Origin of the sequence: Pseudovibrio exalbescens DSM 16456, from assembly GCF_000422785.1 — a bacterium.
GTDB classification, from domain to species: Bacteria; Pseudomonadota; Alphaproteobacteria; order Rhizobiales; family Stappiaceae; genus Pseudovibrio; species Pseudovibrio exalbescens.
Map to the genome: position 1 here is coordinate 277,633 of NZ_AUGS01000001.1, position 19,548 is coordinate 297,180.

The window sequence follows — 19,548 nt, forward strand, 5'->3', positions numbered from 1 at the left end:
GCTGCGATTGAGGATGATTTGATGAAGGCTCTGATTACAGTTCCGGCGCGTATTGGCTCGACACGATTTCCCAAAAAGCCGCTGCATCTCATTAATGGCCGCAGTTTGCTGGCTCGTGTCGTACAGGTTGCCACGGTTGCCGCCAAGCAAACCGGGGCTGAGTGTGTGGTTGCAGTGGACCATTCAGAAGTAGCTGAGCACTGTGAGCAGATTGGGGTGCGTTGGGTCATGACGGACCCGGATTTGCCTTCTGGTACGGATCGGGCCTTGGCTGCGGCACGGGCCTTTGGTGGTGAATGGGATTTTGTGCTTAACCTTCAAGGAGACGCTCCATTCACTCCGGCCGAGCACGTCTCCGTACTGATCGAGGCAGCCAAGGCCGCTCCTCAGGCCGATGTGTTCACTCCGGTGATCCGGCTGGATTGGGACGCGCTGGATCAGTTGAGGGCCCACAAGGTTGATCACCCATTCTCCGGCACGACTTGTGTGCGAGCCGATGATGGGCGAGCCTTCTGGTTCTCCAAAAACATACTTCCGGCAATCCGTGGTGAGGAGAGACTACGCGGTGAGGGGGCACTCTCGCCTGTTTTCCGGCACATCGGACTTTACGGCTATCGCATGCGTGCCTTGGAGGCTTTTTGCAGTGCGCCGGTTGGTACCTATGAAAAGCTCGAAGGGCTTGAACAACTGCGTTTTCTTGAAAACGGGATGCACGTGCATGCGGCCGAAGTGGCTGTGCCGAAGCTTTCAATGTCCGGTGTTGATACGCCAGCCGATGCAGCCTTGGCTGAAGAATTGATTGCCCGTCACGGGGACCCTTATCTTGATTTGGAGAAGCTGTTATGACCCGAATTTATATCACTCGCCATGGCAACACCTTCGACAAGGGCGATGTGGTCACACGGGTTGGCGGACGAACCGATCTGCCGCTCAGCTCCTCGGGCCTTGCGCAGGCTGAAGCGCTACGAGATCATTTCGAGCAAAACGGGATTGCGTTTGATCGGGCGTTTTGTTCGCCGCTTCAACGCACCAAGAAAACTGCCGAAGTTGTCCTTGCAAGTCAGGTTGGCGATATCGAACTCAAGGTGCTGCCTTTTCTGGTTGAGATTGATTATGGCCCGGATGAAAACAAGCCGGAGGCAGACGTTGTAAACCGCATAGGCGAGGCGGCGCTCAAGGCATGGGAAGAAGAAGCTGTTCCCCCTGCGGGTTGGCGAGTTGAGCCTGCTGCCGTGATCGGTCGTTGGGAAGAGTTTTTCGCCAATGCCCGAAAGAAACACGGAAATGAAACGATTTTGCTGGTGACCAGCAATGGGATTGCCCGCTTCGCGTTGAACGCCCTGACAAGTGGTAGAGGTGACCACACTCTCAAGCTGAAGACAGGGGCCTACGGCGTTGTGGATGTGGACGATGAGGGCGGTGTGCATCTGGTTTCGTGGAATGTGCGCCCCTGACAACATAAGAATGCAAGCGGACGGTTACTTAGGAGGGCTTGGATCATGACGGCAATTTCCATGATTGCTGCGGTTGCGGAGAATGGGGTTATTGGCGCGAATAACAGCATGCCGTGGTCCATCTCCACCGACCTCAAGTTTTTCCGTCGCACCACAATGGGCAAGCCCATGATAATGGGGCGCCGCACCTTGCTTTCTATCGGGCGTCCTTTGCCCGGGCGAACAAGCATTGTAGTAACGCGGGATCCGGGCTTTGCTTTTGAGGGGGTGGTGGTTGCTCATTCGGTGGACGCGGCTATCGAGGCCGCTTTGAGCGAAGCTGCAGCGAAAAACCTTGATGAAATCATGATTATTGGCGGCGGCGAGGTCTACCGGGAGGCAATGCCCCGAGCGACACGATTGTACATAACCCGCGTTCATGATCGGCCGGAGGGCGATACCTTTTTTCCTTCCCTAAATGAGGGCGATTGGGAGTTGGTTGAACGCCAACCTTTTGAACGGGGCGAAAAGGACAGTGCAGCCACCTCGCTGGAAGTGTTCGAGCGCAAAATCCGATAAATGGATTTTCCTTAGCCATGGTCGTTTCTGTTTCTCAGTTTGATTAGAGAGTGTTGATGTCAATCGCGAAGCCCTGTTCCGGAGAAGTCGTGGCGTTTGAAGAGCTCGGGATTCGAGATCTGCATGATCTGCTGCGCCTGAGGTGTGAAGTTTTTGTTGTGGAACAAGCTTGTGCCTATCCGGATGTTGATGGGGAAGATCCGGTTGCATTGCATCTGCTGCACAGAGATGGGTCGGGTAAACTGGCTGGATACCTGAGGATATTTACTCCCAAAGGAGGGGGCAGCCATTGGAAAATTGGTCGGGTCGTCGTCGATCCTGCATTTCGTAAGGCTGGTGTTGCGCGTGGCCTCATGTCTCAAGCCATCGAGTATTGTCGCGCGCAAGACCCCGGCTGCCGGATTGATCTGCAGGCGCAAGTCTATCTCAGATCATTTTATGAGAGCCTCGGTTTTACAGCTGTGTCGAATGAGTATCTCGAGGACGGCATTCCGCATATCGATATGGTAAACGATAACCTACTCTAGGCAGAGTGGTTAGTTTTGGTCCGGCCAATTATTCAATGCGGGGCGTGGCAGTGTGCCTGGAAATCATTCACATTCATATTGGGGTGAAACTCTTGAGAATGAAGCCCACAAAACCTATCTCTCTTGCAAGTCACCATTGAAATACTGAGCGATTCTGGTTGGGTGGAAGACGGTGTTCGTACTCGCACCTGACAAGCAATAAATGGTCTGGTGGATCAAACTGTCGCGAGATCCGGGTTGCAAAGGTCGCCAAACCCGAAAAACACAACTGGAGAGTAGGGTTTTACTATCAAAAAGACTAGGAGCTGAGCCCTAAAGGGTGTGGTTTCATTGAAAGGAGACCTTAGGTTTCCTATAACCCGTAATAAGTAAAGTTTGCGAAGCACATTTGAATGAGTGGCCGCCAGAGGCGGCTAAGTGTCTACAAAAGGAACTCTAAATGCCTTGGAGCAATCAAACTGGCGGAGGCTGGAAGGGCGGCGGCAATAATGGCGGCCCCTGGGGTAATTCCGGCGGCGGCGGGGGCGGTGGTGGCCCCTGGGGTGGCGGACCACAGCGCGGCGGCAGCGGCGGTGGCGGCGGCGGTACCCCACCAGACTTCGAAGAAATTCTGAAACGTGGTCAGGATCATCTCAAGAACGTTCTGCCAGGCAATGGCGGCGGCATGGGTTTCAAGGGAATTCTGCTTGCAATTATTGCCGCGCTGGTGATTTGGCTGGCAACTGGTATCTACCGCGTCAACACCGGCGAAGTTGGTGTCGAACTCGTATTTGGTGAAGTGGTGGGACGCACCGCTCCCGGTCTGAACTACAACTGGCCTTATCCGGTCGGTGAAGTTTACAAGCCGGATGTGTTGCGCGTTCGGGAAACCACTATCGGCTTGGAAGAGATTGTTCGCGGCACATCGATCACCAATCGTGACGTGACCGAAGAAAGCTTGATGCTTACGGGTGACGAGAACATTGTTGACGTTGACTTCAAGGTACAGTGGTTGATCCAGAATACCCCGACAGGTGTTTCTGACTTCTTGTTCAACATTCAGGATCCGGCAGGCACGGTGAAGGATGTTGCGGAAAGCGCCATGCGCGAGATAGTCGGCGGATCGCGGATTGATGCGATCCTGACTGAAAACCGCGCGCCCATTCAGCAAGCCGTGCAGGAGTTGATGCAAGAGACGCTCGACACGTATGGAGCTGGCATTCAAGTTACCGAAGTTCAGATGCAAAAGGTTGACCCGCCTGCGCAGGTGATCGAGTCATTCCGTGACGTACAGGCTGCTCGTGCAGACCAGGAGCGTATCCAGAACGAAGCACAAGCCTATGCGAACCGGGTTGTTCCAGAAGCTCGTGGTGAAGCCGCTCGTATCACAGAAGCTGCACAAGCCTATCGTGATCAAACTGTTGCTGAAGCAGAAGGTCAGGCTGAGCGTTTCCTCAAGATCTACGAGCAGTATTCTCGGGCGCCTGATGTGACCCGTCAGCGGCTCTATCTGGAAACCATGGAAGAAGTGCTGGGCAAGAACCCGAAGATCATTCTTGATAGCCAAGCTTCGGGTGATGGCGGCGTATTGCCTTATCTACCGCTTGACCAGTTGAACCGTCGTTCTGCGGCAGCGACCGGAGGTGCGAACTAATGAAAAGCGGTATTTTGGGAATTGTCATCGCTGTTATCGCGCTGGTGGTCTATTGGTCGGTTTACATCGTGAACCCCGCCCAACAAGCACTGGTGCTGCAGTTTGGTGAAGTGCGTGGTCAGGCAACGGAGCCCGGTCTTTATTTCAAGTGGCCATGGGAAAACGTTGAGTACATCGACAAGCGTGTTCTGGAATTGAATATGCCTGTGCTTGAGGCGATCGCGTCTGACAAGAAGCGCCTTCTCGTTGACGCCTTCGCACGCTACCGGATTGATGATCCCATCAAGTTCTATCAGTCGGTGAACAATGTTGACGAAGGTGCTCGTCGTCTCTCCACTTTCCTGCAGTCTTCTCTGCGTCAGGAGTTGGCGAAGGCAACGTTGAACCAGATCGTCCGTGATGAGCGTGCAGAGCTGATGGAAAAGATTCGTCAGGATGTCGACTTGCGTGCGAATGCAGTCGGTATTGACGTGGTCGATGTGAAGATCCGTCGTGCCGATTTGCCGGAAGCTAACTCGCAGGCGATTTTCCGTCGGATGCAAACCGAACGTGAGCGTGAAGCCACGGAGATTCGTGCACAAGGTGAAGAACAGGCACGCCGTATTCGGTCCCGTGCGGACCGCGATGCGACGGTGATTGTGGCGAACGCCCAGCGTGACGCAGATATCGTTCGTGGTGATGGTGATGCTCGCCGGAACGAAATCTTTGCTGACGCCTATGGCAAGGATCGGGATTTCTTTGAATTCTATCGTTCCATGCAGGCGTATCGCGACTCCATGAACGGCGGTGACACGTCGTTGGTTCTGTCACCTGACTCCGAGTTCTTCCGGTTCTTCCAGAACTCGGCTGGCGTTGGCCCGACACGTGGAACGGCCTCCGCGCAATGACGGATCTGATCGTGGCGTTGGGACTGGTGCTTGTGATCGAAGGGATCGTGTATGCATTGGCCCCAACCCACATGAAGGAAATCTTCCGACGCATGGAGGAGATTCCTGATCAGACCCTCAGGGTTGGGGGGCTGCTCGCCATAACCATCGGGTTTGTGATTGTCTGGCTGATTAGAGCTTGAGGTGTCATGACCATCCTGAAAGTCGTGTGTCAGACCTTGAAAAACCCTTGAATCCATTGATTTGCCCGCGCTTTGTTAACCTTGGCGCGGGCAAATTGCTTTTCAGTGCAGGTAAACTAAAATGCTCTGGTGCAGTTTGAGGAGATGGCCTATGGCCCCAACGTTTCGCAGGTACGGTCCGGGAAGATTCTTGAAAGCTCTTGCCGTTGCTGCCGCCCTATCCATCGCGAGTATGAGTACGCCGTCGTTTGCGCAAGGCCCCGCTTCAGTTGCTGATCTGGCTGAAGGGCTGGCGGATGCTGTGGTGAATATTTCGACAGCGCAAAACGTTACCGGGCAGCGCGCCATGCCTTTGCCTCAGGTTCCGGAAGGCTCTCCGTTTCAGGAATTCTTCGAGGAGTTTTTCAACGAACAGACGCCCGATGCTGACCGTCCACGGCGTGTACAGTCCTTGGGCTCAGGTTTCGTGATTGACGGAACAGAGGGCATCATTGTCACCAATAATCATGTTATCGAAGGTGCTGACGAGATTAACGTCAACTTCAATGATGGTACCAAGCTGAATGCTGAGTTGATCGGGACTGACGAGAAAACCGATCTGGCCGTGTTGAAGGTCGATCCTCACAAGCAATTGACCGAAGTGAATTTTGGTCGCTCGGATGTTTTGCGGGTTGGTGATTGGGTCATGGCCATCGGAAATCCATTTGGCCTTGGCGGCACGGTAACCGTAGGTATCGTGTCAGCGCGCAATCGCGATATCAACGCCGGACCCTACGACAACTTCATCCAGACAGATGCCAGCATCAATCGTGGAAACTCCGGCGGCCCTCTGTTCAACATGGAGGGCGAAGTTGTGGGCATTAACACAGCAATCTTCTCGCCCTCTGGTGGATCTATCGGAATCGGTTTTGCGATTCCGGCGGACACAGCAACAAGGGTTATCGGGCAGTTGCGGGAGTTTGGTGAAACACGACGTGGCTGGCTGGGTGTACGGATCCAGCAGGTGACGGACGAGATTGCCGAGGGGCTTGGTATGGATCGCGCGCGAGGCGCCTTGGTTGCTGGCGTAACCGAAGATGGCCCGGCCAACTTGTCAGGCATTGAGCCTGGTGATGTCATCTTGTCATTTAACGGGCGTGCTGTTCCCGAAATGCGTGACCTGCCGCGTATGGTGGCCAACACCACCATTGGAACAACGGTGCCTGTGGTCATCCTGCGTCGGGGTGAAGAGGTTCAACTGGATGTTACCCTCGGAAAGCTTGAGGAAGAGACCGCTGTTGCACAGGCCGAAGAGGAAGACACTCCGGAACCTTCTGATCGTTCCGAGACCGTGGTTCTTGGTCTTACGCTTGCCACGATCGGGCCGGAACTGCGTGAAGAGTTCTCCCTGAGCGAGGAAGTTGAAGGTGTTGTGGTTGTTGCTGTCGAGCCGGGTTCTCCTGCTGAAGACAAGCGAATTCGCCCAGGTGACGTCTTGGTAGAAGTGGCGCAGGAACCCGTCTCCAGCCCTGCAGACGTGGAAATCGAAGTGCAGCGCTTGCGTGAACAAGATCGCAGATCAGCCCTGTTGCTTTTGTCCAATGGTGCGGGTGAGTTGCGGTTTGTTGCTGTGCGTATTCAAAACAACTAGGCGACGTGCCAGATCGCATCCTGAATGCTGTCAACGTGTTTGAAATGGAAAAGCCGCCTCCAAAGGGCGGCTTTTTTGGTATCATTGGTTTGAAAACGGGGTCTTAGTTCTTGACGAAGTCTTCTACGCTGTAGCCCTGGATGTAGAGCAGGGCGGTTAGATCTGCGTGCTCAATACGCATGTCGGCCTCTGCAGCGACGGCGGGTTTGGCACGATACGCGGCACCAATTCCGGCCCGGTTCAGCATGGCAAGATCGTTTGCGCCGTCGCCTACGGCAATCACGTCATCGGGTTGCAGGCCTTTTTCCGCCAACAACTCGTTGAGCCTGTCAAGCTTGGCTTGTTTGCCCAGAATTGGCATTTGTACGGCACCGGACAGCTTGCCGTTTTCCTCAATCAAAACGTTGGCACGGTTTTCGTGAAAACCGATTGTCGCGGCGATCTTTTGAGTGAAGGCGGTAAACCCGCCGGATACCAGCGCTGTGTAAGCGCCGTTTTCTCGCATGGTCTTGATGAGTGTGGAGCCGCCGGGTGTCAGCTTTATCCGCTCAGTGATGACTTTATCCACCACGGATGCATCCAATCCCTTGAGAAGTGAAACTCGCTCTTCCAATGCAGGTTCAAATGCGATTTCTCCACGCATTGCACGCTCTGTAATGGCGGCAATGCGATCCTTCAGGCCTAGTTCGGCTGCCAACTCGTCAATGCACTCCTGTTGAATCATGGTGGAGTCCATGTCAGCGATCAGCATCTTCTTGCGTCGGGTGGAGTGGCGCTGCACAAACAGATCAACTGGTCTGTCACCGAGCCCGTCACGAATGCTACGGATGGTCTCAGTTGGGTTCAGGTCTTGCGTCGTGTAAACATCCGCTGCAACACCCGGGCACAGCCAGCGGTGATGGCGTTCACCGGGTAGGGTTGCGGCCACCTTTTGAATGAGTGTGCCATCAACCGCAGGATTGGCTGGATTGGATATGAGCGTTACGACAAAGGACATGGACAGCTCTCAGGTTAATAATGATGATGTGGAACGTAGACCCGCAGCCGTTTTGATAGCGGGCCCTACGGCAAGCGGCAAGACCTCTTTGGCTATTGACGTCGCAAGAGATCTGAACACCTGCATCATCAATGCGGATTCCATGCAGATCTACAAGGAGCTGCATATCCTTAGTGCCCGCCCATCCAAAGAAGAAGAGCGCCGAGCTCCTCACAAACTGTTTGGATACGTTTCCTTGGTGGAACCTTACAGCGTGATGCGTTGGTTGTCCGACTTCGAAAAGTGTTTCAGACAAGTACAGACCGAGGGCAAGCCAGTCGTTGTGGTTGGGGGGACTGGGCTGTATTTCAAGGCGTTGACCGAGGGCTTTTCGCACCTGCCTGACATCCCGGAGGATGTTCGCTGCAGGTGGCGAGAGGCGGGATTGCAGCAACCCTCTGAAATTTTGCATGAGCGGCTGGCTGAAGTGGATCCTGTTGTAGCAGCTCGGCTGGAGCCGGGCGATACACAACGCATTGTGCGGGCGCTTGAAGTGATTGAGGGGACAGGCCAATCATTGGCTTATTGGCAGCAGAAACGAACACCGGCGCTGGTTCCCTTCGAGCAGACCATTGGTGTGGTGCTGGATCCACCACGTGCCGCCTTACACGAGCGCATTCATCAACGGTTTGACGCCATGATGGACAGCGGTGCGATGGAGGAGGCGATTGCGGTCCATGAACGCCAGTTTGATCCTTCGTTGACGGGGATGAAGGCTATCGGGCTGCGACAACTGATCAGTGCTCACTTGGGGGAGGAAAGTGTTGAAGGCGCAATTGAGAAGGCCAAGACAGAAACCCGCCGTTACGCCAAACGCCAGACAACCTTTTTCCGTGGCCAACTGACAAAGTGGCAGCGCATCAATCCGCTGAATGAGGCGGAGGTGACAACCTTCCGCCAGCAGGTGAGGCAGCGCTTCTTGTAGAGCAATTCGGCGGCAATGAGGCATGGTTTAGAGTGTCAAGAAAAAAACTTTAGATTTGGCCGCGAAATCGATGAATATTTGAGGTGACAGACGCGGTTAAGTTGAGTAAAAGAACCCCACTCTCCAAAGGTTATGTGGCCTAACCTTTTGAAAATGCTAAAGAAAGCATAATTCCGACAGTTTATGTTTCGATGCGGCGGAGCTGACGCTCCCGATTTTGGGCTGGCGCGTGTGTTCACTGCGCTGGCCCAAATCGTTTTTGGGGCTTAATGCCCTTACCTTAAAGTAATCAAAGTGTCGGCCTTTTTTCATCTCATTCCAGCGGTACCTCTATCGCCGTCGCCGAGACATACCCCCAAACCCCCATCGTCTCGGAGGCAGGAAAAAGAAGTCGTGCAAGAAACGACTCTCTGAAGCCAAAGGAGGCATCCCTATGGTGAGTACCTACCTACTCGAAACTGAAAGGTTACGAGCTCGGAGCTTCGCCAAGCAGGATTTGCAAGAACTTCAGGAACTTCACAAGGATCCAGAGGTAAACCGGTATCTAACCCCCAAGGGCGCGTGGGATTTGACCGCCTGTCGTGCCAGACTTTCCGAATTCATTAATCAACACAAGAAATACGGATTTGGGATTTGGCGCCTGGAAAACCACAGTGGCCAGTTTGTCGGCTGGGCCGGATTTGCGCTCTTTGAAGAAACAGCCGAGGTGGAATTGCAGTATGCATTTCGTCAACCCCTCTGGGGAATTGGCCTTGGCACGGAAATCACACGTCACCTGACCGAGTGGTTTTTTGAGAATACCTACTACACCCATCTGATTGCACGGGTTCACCCGGATAATCTTCCGGTGAAGCTTGTTTTGATGCGGGAAGGCTTGCATTACCGCGAGACCCGGAGTGTGGAGGGCGAGGCTCAGGAGATTTATCAGGTTCTGAGCCCATCTTGCCGACGGCTTGCGCTATCGGCATGATCCATTCCTGCATGCCTTGAACAATGAAAGGGCCCCGTTCTGACGAGCGGGGCCCTTTGCTTTTATTACAGGAATTTGCCCTGGTGGAAGCAGGCTAGCTGGCGATTGCGTCTTCCACGTTGACGACACGCTGAGAACGCAGCGCCAATTTGTTGAGTGCTGCCACATAGGCGCGGGCAGATGCGACCAACGTATCGGTATCAGCGCCCTTGCCGGTGGCGATTTTGCCGCCATCCTCGAGGCGCACAGAGACCTCCGCTTGAGCGTCGGTACCTTCCGTCACTGCATTCACCTGATACAATTGCAGGGTGGCTTCATGGGGCCAAATGCTCTTGATCGCGTTGAATGTAGCATCGACCGGACCGTCGCCTGTGGCCTCGCGCGTTTCATGAGTGCCGTTGATGTCCATGGTCAGGATGGCTTTCTGTGGCCCGCCTGTTCCTGCGATGACCGTCAGCGCGATTACCTTGACGTTTTCACCCTGGATGGCAATTTCGTCCTCAACCAGAGCTTCAATGTCTTCGTCATAGACGTTCTTCTTGCGATCAGCCAGTTCCTTGAAACGACGGAAGGCTTCCTGCAACGCATTGTCACCCAGTTGGTAGCCCAACTCGGCCAGCTTGTCTTTGAAGGCGTGACGTCCGGAGTGCTTGCCCATAACCAATGAGGTGGCACGAACGCCCACATCCTCTGGCCGCATGATTTCATAGGTTTCGGCGTTCTTCAGCATGCCATCCTGATGGATGCCGCTTTCATGCGCGAACGCGTTTTTGCCCACGATGGCCTTGTTGTATTGCACCGGAAACGAGGAAACTGCAGAAACCAGCTTGGACGCGCGGGTCAGATACACCGGATCAACCTTGCTGTCATAAGGCATCACGTCGTTACGTGTGCGCAGCGCCATAACCACTTCTTCGAGTGCTGCATTGCCGGCACGCTCTCCCAGCCCATTGATCGTGCATTCGATCTGACGCGCTCCACCGGCGACGCCTGCCAGTGAGTTGGCGACTGCCAGACCCAGATCGTCGTGACAATGGACAGAGAATACGGCCTTGTCCGCATTTGGAACCGTGCCACGGATCTGCTCAAACATTTCACGGTATTCATGTGGCACAGCGTAGCCCACTGTGTCCGGCAGGTTGATGGTTGTTGCTCCGGCCTCAATGGCGGCTTCCACGCACCGACACAGATAGTCTATAGGGGTGCGCGTTGCATCCATGGCCGACCATTCAACGTCATCAATGAGGTTTCGTGCCTGTGTCACCGTCGCCTTGATGATGTCCAGCACCTCTTCCTCGCTCTTGTTCATTTGATGACGCAGATGAATGGGAGAGGTGGAGACAAAAGTGTGAATGCGTCCACGGTTGGCGTGCTTGACTGCTTCGCCTGCGCGGTCGATATCTGCCGGAATGGCGCGGGCCAATCCGGCAATGACGGCGTTTTTGGAGCGTTTCGCAATTTCGCAAACCGCTTCAAAGTCGCCGTTGGAGGCAATTGGAAAACCGGCCTCGATGATGTCGACACCCATGGTGTCCAGAATTTCAGCGACCTGCAGCTTTTCTTCCAGTGTCATTGAGGCGCCGGGAGATTGCTCGCCGTCGCGCAATGTGGTGTCAAAGATTACTACCTGGTCGTGTGATGCAGCTGACATGATGTGTCCTTCCCTCGTCCCCGTGTCGGGGCTGCCCTCTGAAGGTCCACCTGGTTGTTTTTGGATTGTGCGTCAGGGGACCGAATTACAAGATCTTCGTATGGTGACAAATCCCCTAAGAGCCCGCTCTGATACGGAGCCGCCGACGCTCAGGGGCATCTAAGTAGTAGAAGATCCATAGATAGAAGGCCGCCGCGAAGGCTCGCGTCGTTTGCTGCAATCAGATTGTCGCTTACGGCGATCATCTGTTTTCTCTGCCTTCTATAAGTATGTCCGCAATGACTGCGGAGTGGTCAAGACTGCGGGTTGTTTGGAATGTATACCAAAAAATCCAGATATAGTGGTAGCTGATCCGGTTGCGTCTGGCAAGTTCCTTACCAGACCGAAACACTCTGAAATTCTCTCAATAAATCGTCTAGTATGTCTCACGAACTCAACAAAAAAGCTCTCCGCGAGCAATCAGGACGGCTTGTCCTCCGATCCGTTGTGCTCTGATTTGTTTGCCCTCAATGTCCAGTTCCAGATCGATTACTGAAGGCCGCCCCATCTGAAAGCCTTGCTCGATAGTAAAGTGGTGTGTGCCGTCAAGGGGTTCATCGAACGCATGTACGACGCCGCCGAATGCGGCAGCAGCCGAGCCGGTTGCTGCATCCTCCCAGATTTGCTCATCATTGGAGAACATTCTGGCCTGAAAAGATGCCGTCGCCGTTTCAGTTTCGCGGCAGTATATGTAAACAGCGTTGTGGTCTAGGTTTCCGAAGGCTGCTTCCCAGTGAGACGGATCAGGGCTTACCATCTTGAGCACAGAAAGGTCTCGAACGGGCACGAAAGCAAAGTGATTACCTGCTGTCATCGTGGTCGGATGGTGGTTTTCAAAACCAATTTCGGTTGGTTCGATGCCCAGACACAGAGCAATACTCTCAGTGGTTCCCATCGGGGCTGATGGTCGGGGTAGGGACGGCACATCAAACTCAGCAAAGCCGGCTGCACCTTGTTTCAGGACAACGCCGCACCGTACCGTGCCCAAGGTTTCTTCCAGTACAACAACCGAGTCCTGTTCAGGGGCGTCATTGCCAAACCGTTCAAGACTCAGGAAAACCGCGGCTCCGACGGTCGGGTGTCCGGCAAATGGAAGTTCTTGAAAGGGCGTGAAGATTCGCAGTTTTGCTGAGTGAGCGGGGTTCTCAGGTGGCAGCAAAAAAACCGTTTCTGACAGATTGAACTCCCGTGCAAGTGCCTGCATTTCCTCATCGGAAAGCCCGTTACAGTCCTGAACAATGGCGAGTTGGTTGCCTTCAAGTGGCTTGTTTGTAAAAACATCCAACAGGGCGTAGCGGCGGCTCATGCAGTTTTTCTCCCTCGCGTTTTTGCATTAAATGGTCAGCCTATCGTGCAGTCCCGTGAGATGGCCAGTCCCGATTTAGTCGATGATCGATTGAGCAGGGTTTTAACAATACTTGCCGCGTAGGGGGGAACAACATGATTGCGCAGAGCTTCTGGTATGCGGGCTAGGATGACATCATCGAGTTCCGGGAACTCGAGGGTTTTGTTGTGGTTCAAAATGGCAGTGCGTATGTCCTCGCTGGCCATCGGCACAACGTATTCCTGCGCCACACATACGCGTGGGCCGTCTGATATCAAAAACAGGCGGCCGGGTTCCACAGTGTTCGGGGAAATGCCCGTTTCCTCTTGCAGTTCGCGGCGAATTGAGCCCAAGACATCTATGGTGCCGTCTGTCTGCAGATCCTGTTCATCCAGATTGCCACCAGGAAAGTAAACCTGTCCGCCTGTTGAAGTGTGAGAGGCCATTTGACCCAAAATGACAGTCCCGTCTTGTGAGCGAAGCGCGGCACATCCGAAAACATTTTTCACCGTGATGTCAGGGTAGCCCCAATCCCGCCATGCCAAGAAACTGGCGTATTGACAGCGTGAAAACTCAGCGGTCAGGAGGCCGTTATCGGTCGTCAGTCTCAAAGCTTTAAATACGGTGCCATTCCATGACTTGGGTTTTTCGGCCAGAACCTTTTGCCAATGGGTTGCGATTGCCGATTTGTGGTCGTTTTCGAATGCCCACTCTGCCTCTAACAGTTTAAGGTTGAGGCCGTTGAGTACCTGAACCTCAGGCATAACTGGCTTTTCCATGATGTGCAGATTGCCAGTGTTCTGAAACGCACTTGGTCTTTGCTGCGTCGTGGCGAACCCGTGTGCCTGATAAAACCCGACGGCATGGGGATCGGACTCCAGTCGTAGACGACTAGCACGGGCAGTCTTGGCGTCTTCCAGTACAACTTCAAGCAACCAGGAGCCGATGCCGGTTCGCATCTGCATGGGTTCTACGAACAGATGGTCCAGTACATAGGCACCGCAGTCCTCCAGATGCCCCGTTGCAAATCCTGCAATCTGGTCAGCCCGCATGGCTATGAAAGCTCTACCCTGCATGATTTCACGGGAAGAAATCGCCCAGTCCGCGCGAAACTGGGCCATGTCGCTTTCCTGATAACCCCACGAGGCTTTTGAGCGATGCATCAACTCTGTCAGAAAAGGAGCATCAGTTACGTCGGCGCGTCTGATGAAAGGGTGCATGAGGCCTCAATTGTTTTGGCAACGGACTGTTTATCCTGCACCTTAAAAGGCAAAGCGTGCACTGCGAAACCTCACGTTTGGGCTATCCCCTTATTAAGCGGGTCTCGCCTACAAGTCCGAAATAGATTTGGTAATAACATGCGGGACACCTAAAACGGTCACATTTGCAGCCGACAGCGGGCGGCGGTGTGGCAGGGTCCTGAAGGTTTCATTGATTGCCCGTAAACTTGGCCACATGATACGCTCGGTGTGAATTTGAAACGGCTTCGGCCGCGAAGGCAATACAGCATATGCGACTGGCCCCGATTTTCGTGTTCTGCACGGCTCTTGTCCCAATAACCGATGCGGCCCTCGCTTCATCGGACGATGGTGTTGTGCCGCTGCCTATGCCCAAAGTGGAGCCGTCTATCGCGCCCATAGGACTGGATCTGAAGATGCTCGGTCAGCCGCCTGCTGGGGAGTTACAGCAAGCGCTGGGCGACAATGCCAGAATTTTTCGATTGAGAAGTGAAGCAGCAACAAACGATGCCCAAGCAATTTTTCAGCTTGGGTTGGCCTATGAAACCGGACGCGGTGTCGAGCAGAACTATGTGAAAGCCTATGGTTATTACAAGCAAGCTCGGGACATGGGGATTACAGCCGCATTGACCAATATCGCCGGGCTCTTGAAGTCCGGGCCGTCTTCCATGCGGGACTTGCCGAAGGCTTTCGAGTTGTTCAGTGAGGCGGCACACCTTGGAGACTACTGGGCTCAGAATAACCTTGGTCTTATGTATCTCAACGGAGAGGGAACGGAAAAGGATCCACAAAAAGCATTTGAATGGATCAAGGAAGCCCACAATGCGGGGCTTGCGCAGGCGACCGCCAATCTTGCCAGCTTCTATCGCCAAGGTGTTGGCACAACAAAGGATTTAAGCAAAGCACGCAGCTTGTACGAGGAGGCAGCTAGGCGTGGTGCTGGAGAGGCGCATCTCCCGTTGGGTGAGATGTTCGAATTTGGCGAAGGAGGTCCTGCGGATCTTCAGATCGCTATAGAACACTACAAGGAAGCTGCGGAAGCTGGTGATCCGCTGGGGCTTCATTATGTAGGTACCCTTTATGAGGAAGGTGCCGGTGTTCCAAAAGACGTTTCGCTTGCGGCGAGATACTATCGCCGCGCTGCCGATCGTGGTCTGCCGCAGTCACAGTACATGTTAGGGCGTTTGTATTTGAATGGGGTGGGTGTTGAGCTGGATCCGCAGGAGGCTGTGCGGCTCTATCAAGCAGCCGCAGACCAAGGATTCGGGCAGGCGTTGAATGACCTCGGTGTCCTTTATGAGACGGGACAGATTGTTGAGAAGGACATCAAAAAGGCACTGACCTACTATGAGCTTGCTGCTGAAACCTTTCCTTTTGCGCTCACCAATCTGGGCCTTGCCTATATCAGCGGAATGGGTGTGGAGCAGGATGTAGCAAAAGCACTTGATTACTTCGAAAAGGCTGCTGCACGCGGTGAACCACAAGGTGAGGTTTTTCTTGGCAAGATCTATCTGGAAGGCTTTGCGGTTCAACAAGACGGGGAAAAGGCAATCGCCTATCTCAAATCTGCTGCGTTGAAGGGCGACCCGGAGGCATTCCACCTTCTTGCATGGTGTTATGAAACAGGGACGTTTTTGGTCCAGGATGAGACCAAGGCCCTGGAGCTTTATCAGCTTGCCGCCGACTCGGGATTCCCGCCGGCAATAGAGGCAGTTCAGCGCTTGCGGCGTTAGCTCGGCACAGTGTGCCTTGGGTTCGGCCGCCAATAAAACGGCAACCGAACCCTTGATGCTATTTGTTGGCTGCTTCCATGGAAACGGGTGTCACAATCGGGAACCAGAACTCAAACGTATCCAGCATGTCCAGAAACGCTGATAGTGTGTCGGGATCGCCATCAACTTCGATTTTGCCGTCCTGAATGCCTTTTTCAAAGGTCAATTGTCCCAGTAGGATGTCATCCAGGTCCGTTCGATTAAGTGTGATGGTTGCGGCGGCATCTGGTACCTGATGACCTGCCATATGGCTCAAGGCGGCATCTTGGAGTTCAAGCACATATTCTTGCTTGGTATCTGGAAAAACCCAATTGAGCTTGAATTCGGTCTGTCCCGCCTTTTCGTAGTTGACGCGCATGGCCGCATAATCGAACAGAAGATCAAGGTCCATTGCCCGTATCGTGTCGGGGCTGGCCGTATCCGGAGCCGGAAGGTCCTTGATACCCTCTCTAAGTTCTTGCGCGCCGGAAAGATAGAAGTTCCGCCATGGTCCGGACTCGGCTTGGTACCCCATTTGCTCCAGGGCGTTGGCTTGCAGGTCTTTCGCTGCCTGATTGTCAGGTTCAGCAAAAACCAAATGGTTCACTACTTCGGCTACCCAGCGATAGTCACCCTGATCATAGGAGGTCTTTGCTTTTTCCAGAAGCGCGTCAGCCCCTCCCATGAACTCTACATAGCGTTTTGCAGCATCCCGTTCCGGATACTTGTGAAGGGTGGCCGGGTTGCCATTGAACCACCCCAGATAACGCACGTAAGTGGACTTGATGTTGTGATTATTGGATCCATAGTAACCCCGCGCGGACCAGTTTTGCGCCAGTGCCTCGGGCATTTCGATCATCTCTGCGATTTCGGTCATACGGAAACCGTGGTTAAGAAGACGCAGGGGTTGGTCATTTATGAAGCGATAAAGGTTTCGCTGACTACGCAAGTGCTCAAGCACCCGGGAATTGCCGGTGAGCGACCAGTGATGGGGCGCAAAGAGGACTTCGACTGTATCGCCGTATTCATAGATGGTTTCGTTGAGGTACTTTGACCAGGCCAACGGATTTCGGATCTTGGCACCCCGCAAAGAGTAGGTGTTGTGCAGAGTGTGTACCGCATCCTCTGCTGTGCAAAGAGCATTCAGTTCCGAAATATAGAAGAACATCTCCGAAGGGGCTTCGGAATCCGGTGCCATCAGGAACCGCAGAGTGAGGCCGTCAACCTGATGTGTTTCTCCGGTTTCTTTTATGACATCCGTTGGCGGGATCAACGTGATCGTGCCGGTAGATGTTGTTGGTCCAAGCCCGGCGCCGACTTGTCCCTGTGGGGTCCGTGGCAGCAGGTTGCCGTACATGTAGCTGGCGCGGCGGCTCATGGCGTTTCCGGCCATAACGTTTTCTGCCACCGCATGTTCCAAAAAACCGTCCGGTGCAAAGATCTTCACCTTACCGCTTTTGACATCAGCTTCGTCTACGATACCCCGTACACCGCCATAATGGTCTACGTGGCTATGGGTGTAGATGACGGCCACAATCGGCTTTTGGGGGCGGTGCTCGAAATAGAAGTCGAGAGCATACTTGGCAGTTTCTGCAGAGATAAGCGGATCTACTACGATAATGCCCGTATCGCCCTCAATGAAGGTGACGTTGGACAGATCTGCTGCTCGAACCTGATAGATGCGGTCCGCGACCTCATAGAGCCCGCCCTGCATGATCAACTGGGCCTGCCGCCACAGGCTGGGGTTCACAGTCTCGGGAGCAGTGGACCCTTGCATGATGAATTCAAATTGCTTGAGATCGTAGACCACGTCGCCGTTTTCGTTTTTAACGACGCCGTCATTGGGCAGTGGCGCAATAAAGCCCGCTTTTGCCTCGTCGAAACTGCGTTGATCATCAAAGGGAAGGGTCTGGATCAGGTTTTCATAGTTTTCCAGGGTCGCACGACTTGCAGGCTGCGGTTGGGCATTCGCCGCCGGCGTAATCGCGCTTGCGAGCGCCAGCGTCAGGCTCAAACTCATGATCGAGAGTGCTTTGGTCACGGCGGTATACCTCCACCTTGTTGTTGTTGAAACCGCAAGGTAAACACCATCGCTTAATAGCGAGTGAGGTATGGAGGGTTCTTCTGAAACCGGTTAAGATCACGTAACCGGTTAGCAGGGGTAGGGCGCTTTGCCGTACGTGCCCGCGCGCTTAAGGTCCATGCGCCGGGGCGCGTCTGCTATTTCATCAAATCCGAACTGGCGATAGAGCTCATGGGCGTGGTCGGTGATCAGCGATAGACGCCGTACTTCCTTCAACTCCGGGTCCTCAGTAATGGCCGCAACCAGTTGCTTGGATACACCGCGACCTCGGTGATCTGGCAAGACAAACACATCCGCGATGTAGCCAAACGTTGCGTAGTCGGTAATGACGCGAGCAAAGGCCGCCTGCGTCCCATCGGCAGTATAGGCGCCGTAGCATCGCGAGTTCTCTACAGACGTCAGGAACAGTTCTCTGGGAATGCCATGAGACCAGTAAGCAATTTCGGAAAGGAAGCGGTATATTGCGTCCAGATCCAGACGCGTCTTGTCCGTGGAGATGTGATAGGTCATGGAAGTCCCGTCTGCACCATGAAAAAGGCCCGGTGTCTTGCCGGGCCTTGATCCTGTCATGAATTATTGACGGCTTGAAGCCGTAATGTCCCGCAATCGAATTTAGTTCTTGGCCTTGTCAACCAATGCGTTGGACTTGATCCACGGCATCATTTCACGCAGTTTTTCACCAACTGCCTCGATCTGATGCTCGTCGTTGAGGCGGCGGGTTGCCTTGAAGCGCGCCTGGCCGGCCTTGCATTCCTGCATCCACTGAGAGGTGAACGTGCCATTCTGGATTTCTTCCAGAACGCGTTTCATTTCAGCCTTGGTTTCGGACGTGATGATGCGTGGGCCTGTCATGTACTCACCCCATTCCGCGGTATTGGAGATGGAGTAGTTCATGTTGGCGATGCCGCCTTCGTAGATCAGGTCGACGATCAGCTTTACTTCGTGCAGACACTCGAAATAGGCCATCTCCGGTGCGTAGCCAGCTTCCACGAGGGTTTCGAAACCGGCCCGGATCAGTTCAACAAGGCCGCCGCACAAAACCGCCTGCTCACCGAACAGGTCAGTTTCACATTCCTCACGGAATGTCGTTTCGATGATGCCGGAGCGACCACCGCCAACGCCCGAAGCATAGGACAGGGCAAGATCAAGCGCATTGCCAGTCGCATCATGGTGAATTGCGACCAGGCAAGGAACGCCGCCGCCCTTTTCGAACTCACCACGTACCGTGTGACCTGGACCTTTCGGCGCAACCATCAACACATCAACGGTGTCCTTGGGCTCGATCAGGCCAAAGTGAACGTTCAGGCCGTGGGCAAAGGCAATGGCTGCGCCATCACGAATGTTGCCGGCAATGCTTTGCTTGTAGATATCGGCCTGCAATTCATCAGGCGTCGCCATCATCATCAGATCGGCCCATGCGGCGGCTTCCGCCACATTCTTGCAGGCAAATCCGTCAGCTTCTGCCTTCAAGCGTGTTGTGGAGCCCTCACGCAGTGCAATGACGATGTCCTTGACGCCGCTGTCCTTCAGGTTCATGGCATGGGCCCGACCTTGGGAGCCGTAACCGATGATGGCTACCTTTTTGCCCTTGATGAGATTGATGTCAGCATCACGATCATAATAGACGCGCATTGTTTTCCCCTTCTGAGTGGCGCACCTG

Annotated in this window: 18 protein-coding genes; 11 read left to right on the forward strand and 7 right to left on the reverse strand. The window is 54.0% G+C overall.

What is annotated here, in order from left to right; translation table 11 throughout:
* Positions 1-21 precede the first annotated feature (21 nt).
* The 8 genes from G512_RS0101255 (at position 22) to G512_RS0101290 (ending at position 6,871) form a co-directional block, all read left to right on the forward strand.
* Positions 22-846 (forward strand): 3-deoxy-manno-octulosonate cytidylyltransferase, encoded by an 825-nt coding sequence (locus G512_RS0101255; RefSeq protein ID WP_028480125.1) that lies wholly within the window; start codon positions 22-24, stop codon positions 844-846.
* Positions 843-1,454 carry a histidine phosphatase family protein gene (locus tag G512_RS0101260; protein WP_028480126.1) on the forward strand — a complete coding sequence of 204 codons (612 nt, stop codon included), beginning with the start codon at positions 843-845 and terminating at the stop codon, positions 1,452-1,454. Before G512_RS0101255 ends, G512_RS0101260 begins: the two co-directional genes overlap by 4 nt.
* 45 nt (positions 1,455-1,499) lie before the next feature.
* Positions 1,500-2,012, forward strand: coding sequence for a dihydrofolate reductase (locus tag G512_RS0101265; RefSeq protein WP_028480127.1), 513 nt, complete (start codon positions 1,500-1,502; stop codon positions 2,010-2,012).
* A gap of 56 nt (positions 2,013-2,068) precedes the next feature.
* Positions 2,069-2,539, forward strand: a complete 471-nt coding sequence (locus G512_RS0101270; RefSeq protein WP_028480128.1) for a GNAT family N-acetyltransferase — start codon at positions 2,069-2,071, stop codon at positions 2,537-2,539.
* Between the two features lie 439 nt (positions 2,540-2,978).
* The gene (gene hflK, locus G512_RS0101275) at positions 2,979-4,172 is read left to right on the forward strand and encodes an FtsH protease activity modulator HflK (protein ID WP_028480129.1); all 1,194 of its coding nucleotides are present in this window, start codon (positions 2,979-2,981) and stop codon (positions 4,170-4,172) included.
* A complete protein-coding gene (hflC, locus tag G512_RS0101280) occupies positions 4,172-5,059 on the forward strand; it encodes a protease modulator HflC (RefSeq protein ID WP_028480130.1) in 888 nt (295 codons plus the stop codon). The genes hflK and hflC overlap by 1 nt, the downstream gene beginning before the upstream one ends.
* Complete coding sequence (locus G512_RS0101285) at positions 5,056-5,241, forward strand: DUF2065 domain-containing protein (RefSeq protein WP_028480131.1); 186 nt, start codon at positions 5,056-5,058, stop codon at positions 5,239-5,241. The genes hflC and G512_RS0101285 overlap by 4 nt, the downstream gene beginning before the upstream one ends.
* Before the next feature lie 151 nt (positions 5,242-5,392).
* Positions 5,393-6,871, forward strand: a complete 1,479-nt coding sequence (locus G512_RS0101290; RefSeq protein ID WP_028480132.1) for a Do family serine endopeptidase — start codon at positions 5,393-5,395, stop codon at positions 6,869-6,871.
* Positions 6,872-6,974: 103 nt separating this feature from the next.
* Here G512_RS0101290 and serB read toward each other — a convergent pair whose 3' ends face one another.
* Complete coding sequence (gene serB, locus G512_RS0101300) at positions 6,975-7,868, reverse strand: phosphoserine phosphatase SerB (RefSeq protein WP_028480133.1); 894 nt, start codon at positions 7,866-7,868, stop codon at positions 6,975-6,977.
* On the opposite strand from serB, the gene miaA reads away from it, so the two are divergent.
* Together miaA and G512_RS0101310 are read left to right on the forward strand one after the other, a co-directional pair.
* Positions 7,846-8,832 carry a tRNA (adenosine(37)-N6)-dimethylallyltransferase MiaA gene (miaA, locus tag G512_RS19630; protein ID WP_228130459.1) on the forward strand — a complete coding sequence of 329 codons (987 nt, stop codon included), beginning with the start codon at positions 7,846-7,848 and terminating at the stop codon, positions 8,830-8,832. The genes serB and miaA overlap by 23 nt on opposite strands.
* A gap of 433 nt (positions 8,833-9,265) precedes the next feature.
* Positions 9,266-9,802, forward strand: a complete 537-nt coding sequence (locus G512_RS0101310) for a GNAT family N-acetyltransferase (RefSeq protein WP_036487976.1) — start codon at positions 9,266-9,268, stop codon at positions 9,800-9,802.
* A gap of 94 nt (positions 9,803-9,896) precedes the next feature.
* Here G512_RS0101310 and G512_RS0101315 read toward each other — a convergent pair whose 3' ends face one another.
* From G512_RS0101315 to G512_RS19635, 3 genes are all read right to left on the reverse strand, one after another.
* The gene (locus G512_RS0101315) at positions 9,897-11,453 is read right to left on the reverse strand and encodes a 2-isopropylmalate synthase (RefSeq protein ID WP_028480135.1); all 1,557 of its coding nucleotides are present in this window, start codon (positions 11,451-11,453) and stop codon (positions 9,897-9,899) included.
* Positions 11,454-11,886: 433 nt separating this feature from the next.
* Complete coding sequence (locus tag G512_RS0101320; protein ID WP_028480136.1) at positions 11,887-12,798, reverse strand: PhzF family phenazine biosynthesis protein; 912 nt, start codon at positions 12,796-12,798, stop codon at positions 11,887-11,889.
* A 35-nt stretch (positions 12,799-12,833) separates the two neighbouring features.
* Positions 12,834-14,036, reverse strand: a complete 1,203-nt coding sequence (locus tag G512_RS19635; RefSeq protein WP_051268718.1) for a GNAT family N-acetyltransferase — start codon at positions 14,034-14,036, stop codon at positions 12,834-12,836.
* A gap of 290 nt (positions 14,037-14,326) precedes the next feature.
* On the opposite strand from G512_RS19635, the gene G512_RS19640 reads away from it, so the two are divergent.
* On the forward strand, positions 14,327-15,787 hold the full coding sequence (locus tag G512_RS19640; RefSeq protein WP_051268720.1) for an SEL1-like repeat protein: 1,461 nt from the start codon (positions 14,327-14,329) through the stop codon (positions 15,785-15,787).
* A gap of 58 nt (positions 15,788-15,845) precedes the next feature.
* On the opposite strand, the gene G512_RS19645 is transcribed toward G512_RS19640, so the two are convergent.
* The 3 genes from G512_RS19645 to ilvC all read right to left on the reverse strand — a co-directional run bounded on the left by G512_RS19645 (position 15,846) and on the right by ilvC (position 19,520).
* Positions 15,846-17,846, reverse strand: coding sequence for an alkyl/aryl-sulfatase (locus G512_RS19645; protein ID WP_051268722.1), 2,001 nt, complete (start codon positions 17,844-17,846; stop codon positions 15,846-15,848).
* A 111-nt stretch (positions 17,847-17,957) separates the two neighbouring features.
* Positions 17,958-18,458 (reverse strand): GNAT family N-acetyltransferase, encoded by a 501-nt coding sequence (locus G512_RS0101340; protein WP_208974904.1) that lies wholly within the window; start codon positions 18,456-18,458, stop codon positions 17,958-17,960.
* A gap of 42 nt (positions 18,459-18,500) precedes the next feature.
* Positions 18,501-19,520: a ketol-acid reductoisomerase gene (ilvC, locus tag G512_RS0101345; protein WP_028480138.1), complete on the reverse strand. Its 1,020-nt coding sequence runs from the start codon at positions 19,518-19,520 to the stop codon at positions 18,501-18,503.
* Between the last annotated feature and the right edge of the window lie 28 nt (positions 19,521-19,548).

Excerpts from the sequence above, each read along its gene's own strand:
- G512_RS0101310 (WP_036487976.1), top strand. The coding sequence starts at position 9,266 with ATGGTGAGTACCTACCTACTCGAAACTGAAAGGTTACGAGCTCGGAGC.
- G512_RS0101320 (WP_028480136.1), bottom strand. The coding sequence starts at position 12,798 with ATGAGCCGCCGCTACGCCCTGTTGGATGTTTTTACAAACAAGCCACTT.
- G512_RS0101270 (WP_028480128.1), top strand. The coding sequence starts at position 2,069 with ATGTCAATCGCGAAGCCCTGTTCCGGAGAAGTCGTGGCGTTTGAAGAG.
- G512_RS0101285 (WP_028480131.1), top strand. The coding sequence starts at position 5,056 with ATGACGGATCTGATCGTGGCGTTGGGACTGGTGCTTGTGATCGAAGGG.
- ilvC (WP_028480138.1), bottom strand. The coding sequence starts at position 19,520 with ATGCGCGTCTATTATGATCGTGATGCTGACATCAATCTCATCAAGGGC.
- G512_RS19640 (WP_051268720.1), top strand. The coding sequence starts at position 14,327 with ATGCGACTGGCCCCGATTTTCGTGTTCTGCACGGCTCTTGTCCCAATA.
- G512_RS0101260 (WP_028480126.1), top strand. The coding sequence starts at position 843 with ATGACCCGAATTTATATCACTCGCCATGGCAACACCTTCGACAAGGGC.
- hflC (WP_028480130.1), top strand. The coding sequence starts at position 4,172 with ATGAAAAGCGGTATTTTGGGAATTGTCATCGCTGTTATCGCGCTGGTG.
- G512_RS0101315 (WP_028480135.1), bottom strand. The coding sequence starts at position 11,453 with ATGTCAGCTGCATCACACGACCAGGTAGTAATCTTTGACACCACATTG.
- G512_RS0101340 (WP_208974904.1), bottom strand. The coding sequence starts at position 18,458 with ATGACAGGATCAAGGCCCGGCAAGACACCGGGCCTTTTTCATGGTGCA.
- miaA (WP_228130459.1), top strand. The coding sequence starts at position 7,846 with ATGAGCGTTACGACAAAGGACATGGACAGCTCTCAGGTTAATAATGAT.
- serB (WP_028480133.1), bottom strand. The coding sequence starts at position 7,868 with ATGTCCTTTGTCGTAACGCTCATATCCAATCCAGCCAATCCTGCGGTT.
- G512_RS0101265 (WP_028480127.1), top strand. The coding sequence starts at position 1,500 with ATGACGGCAATTTCCATGATTGCTGCGGTTGCGGAGAATGGGGTTATT.
- hflK (WP_028480129.1), top strand. The coding sequence starts at position 2,979 with ATGCCTTGGAGCAATCAAACTGGCGGAGGCTGGAAGGGCGGCGGCAAT.
- G512_RS19635 (WP_051268718.1), bottom strand. The coding sequence starts at position 14,036 with ATGCACCCTTTCATCAGACGCGCCGACGTAACTGATGCTCCTTTTCTG.
- G512_RS0101255 (WP_028480125.1), top strand. The coding sequence starts at position 22 with ATGAAGGCTCTGATTACAGTTCCGGCGCGTATTGGCTCGACACGATTT.
- G512_RS0101290 (WP_028480132.1), top strand. The coding sequence starts at position 5,393 with ATGGCCCCAACGTTTCGCAGGTACGGTCCGGGAAGATTCTTGAAAGCT.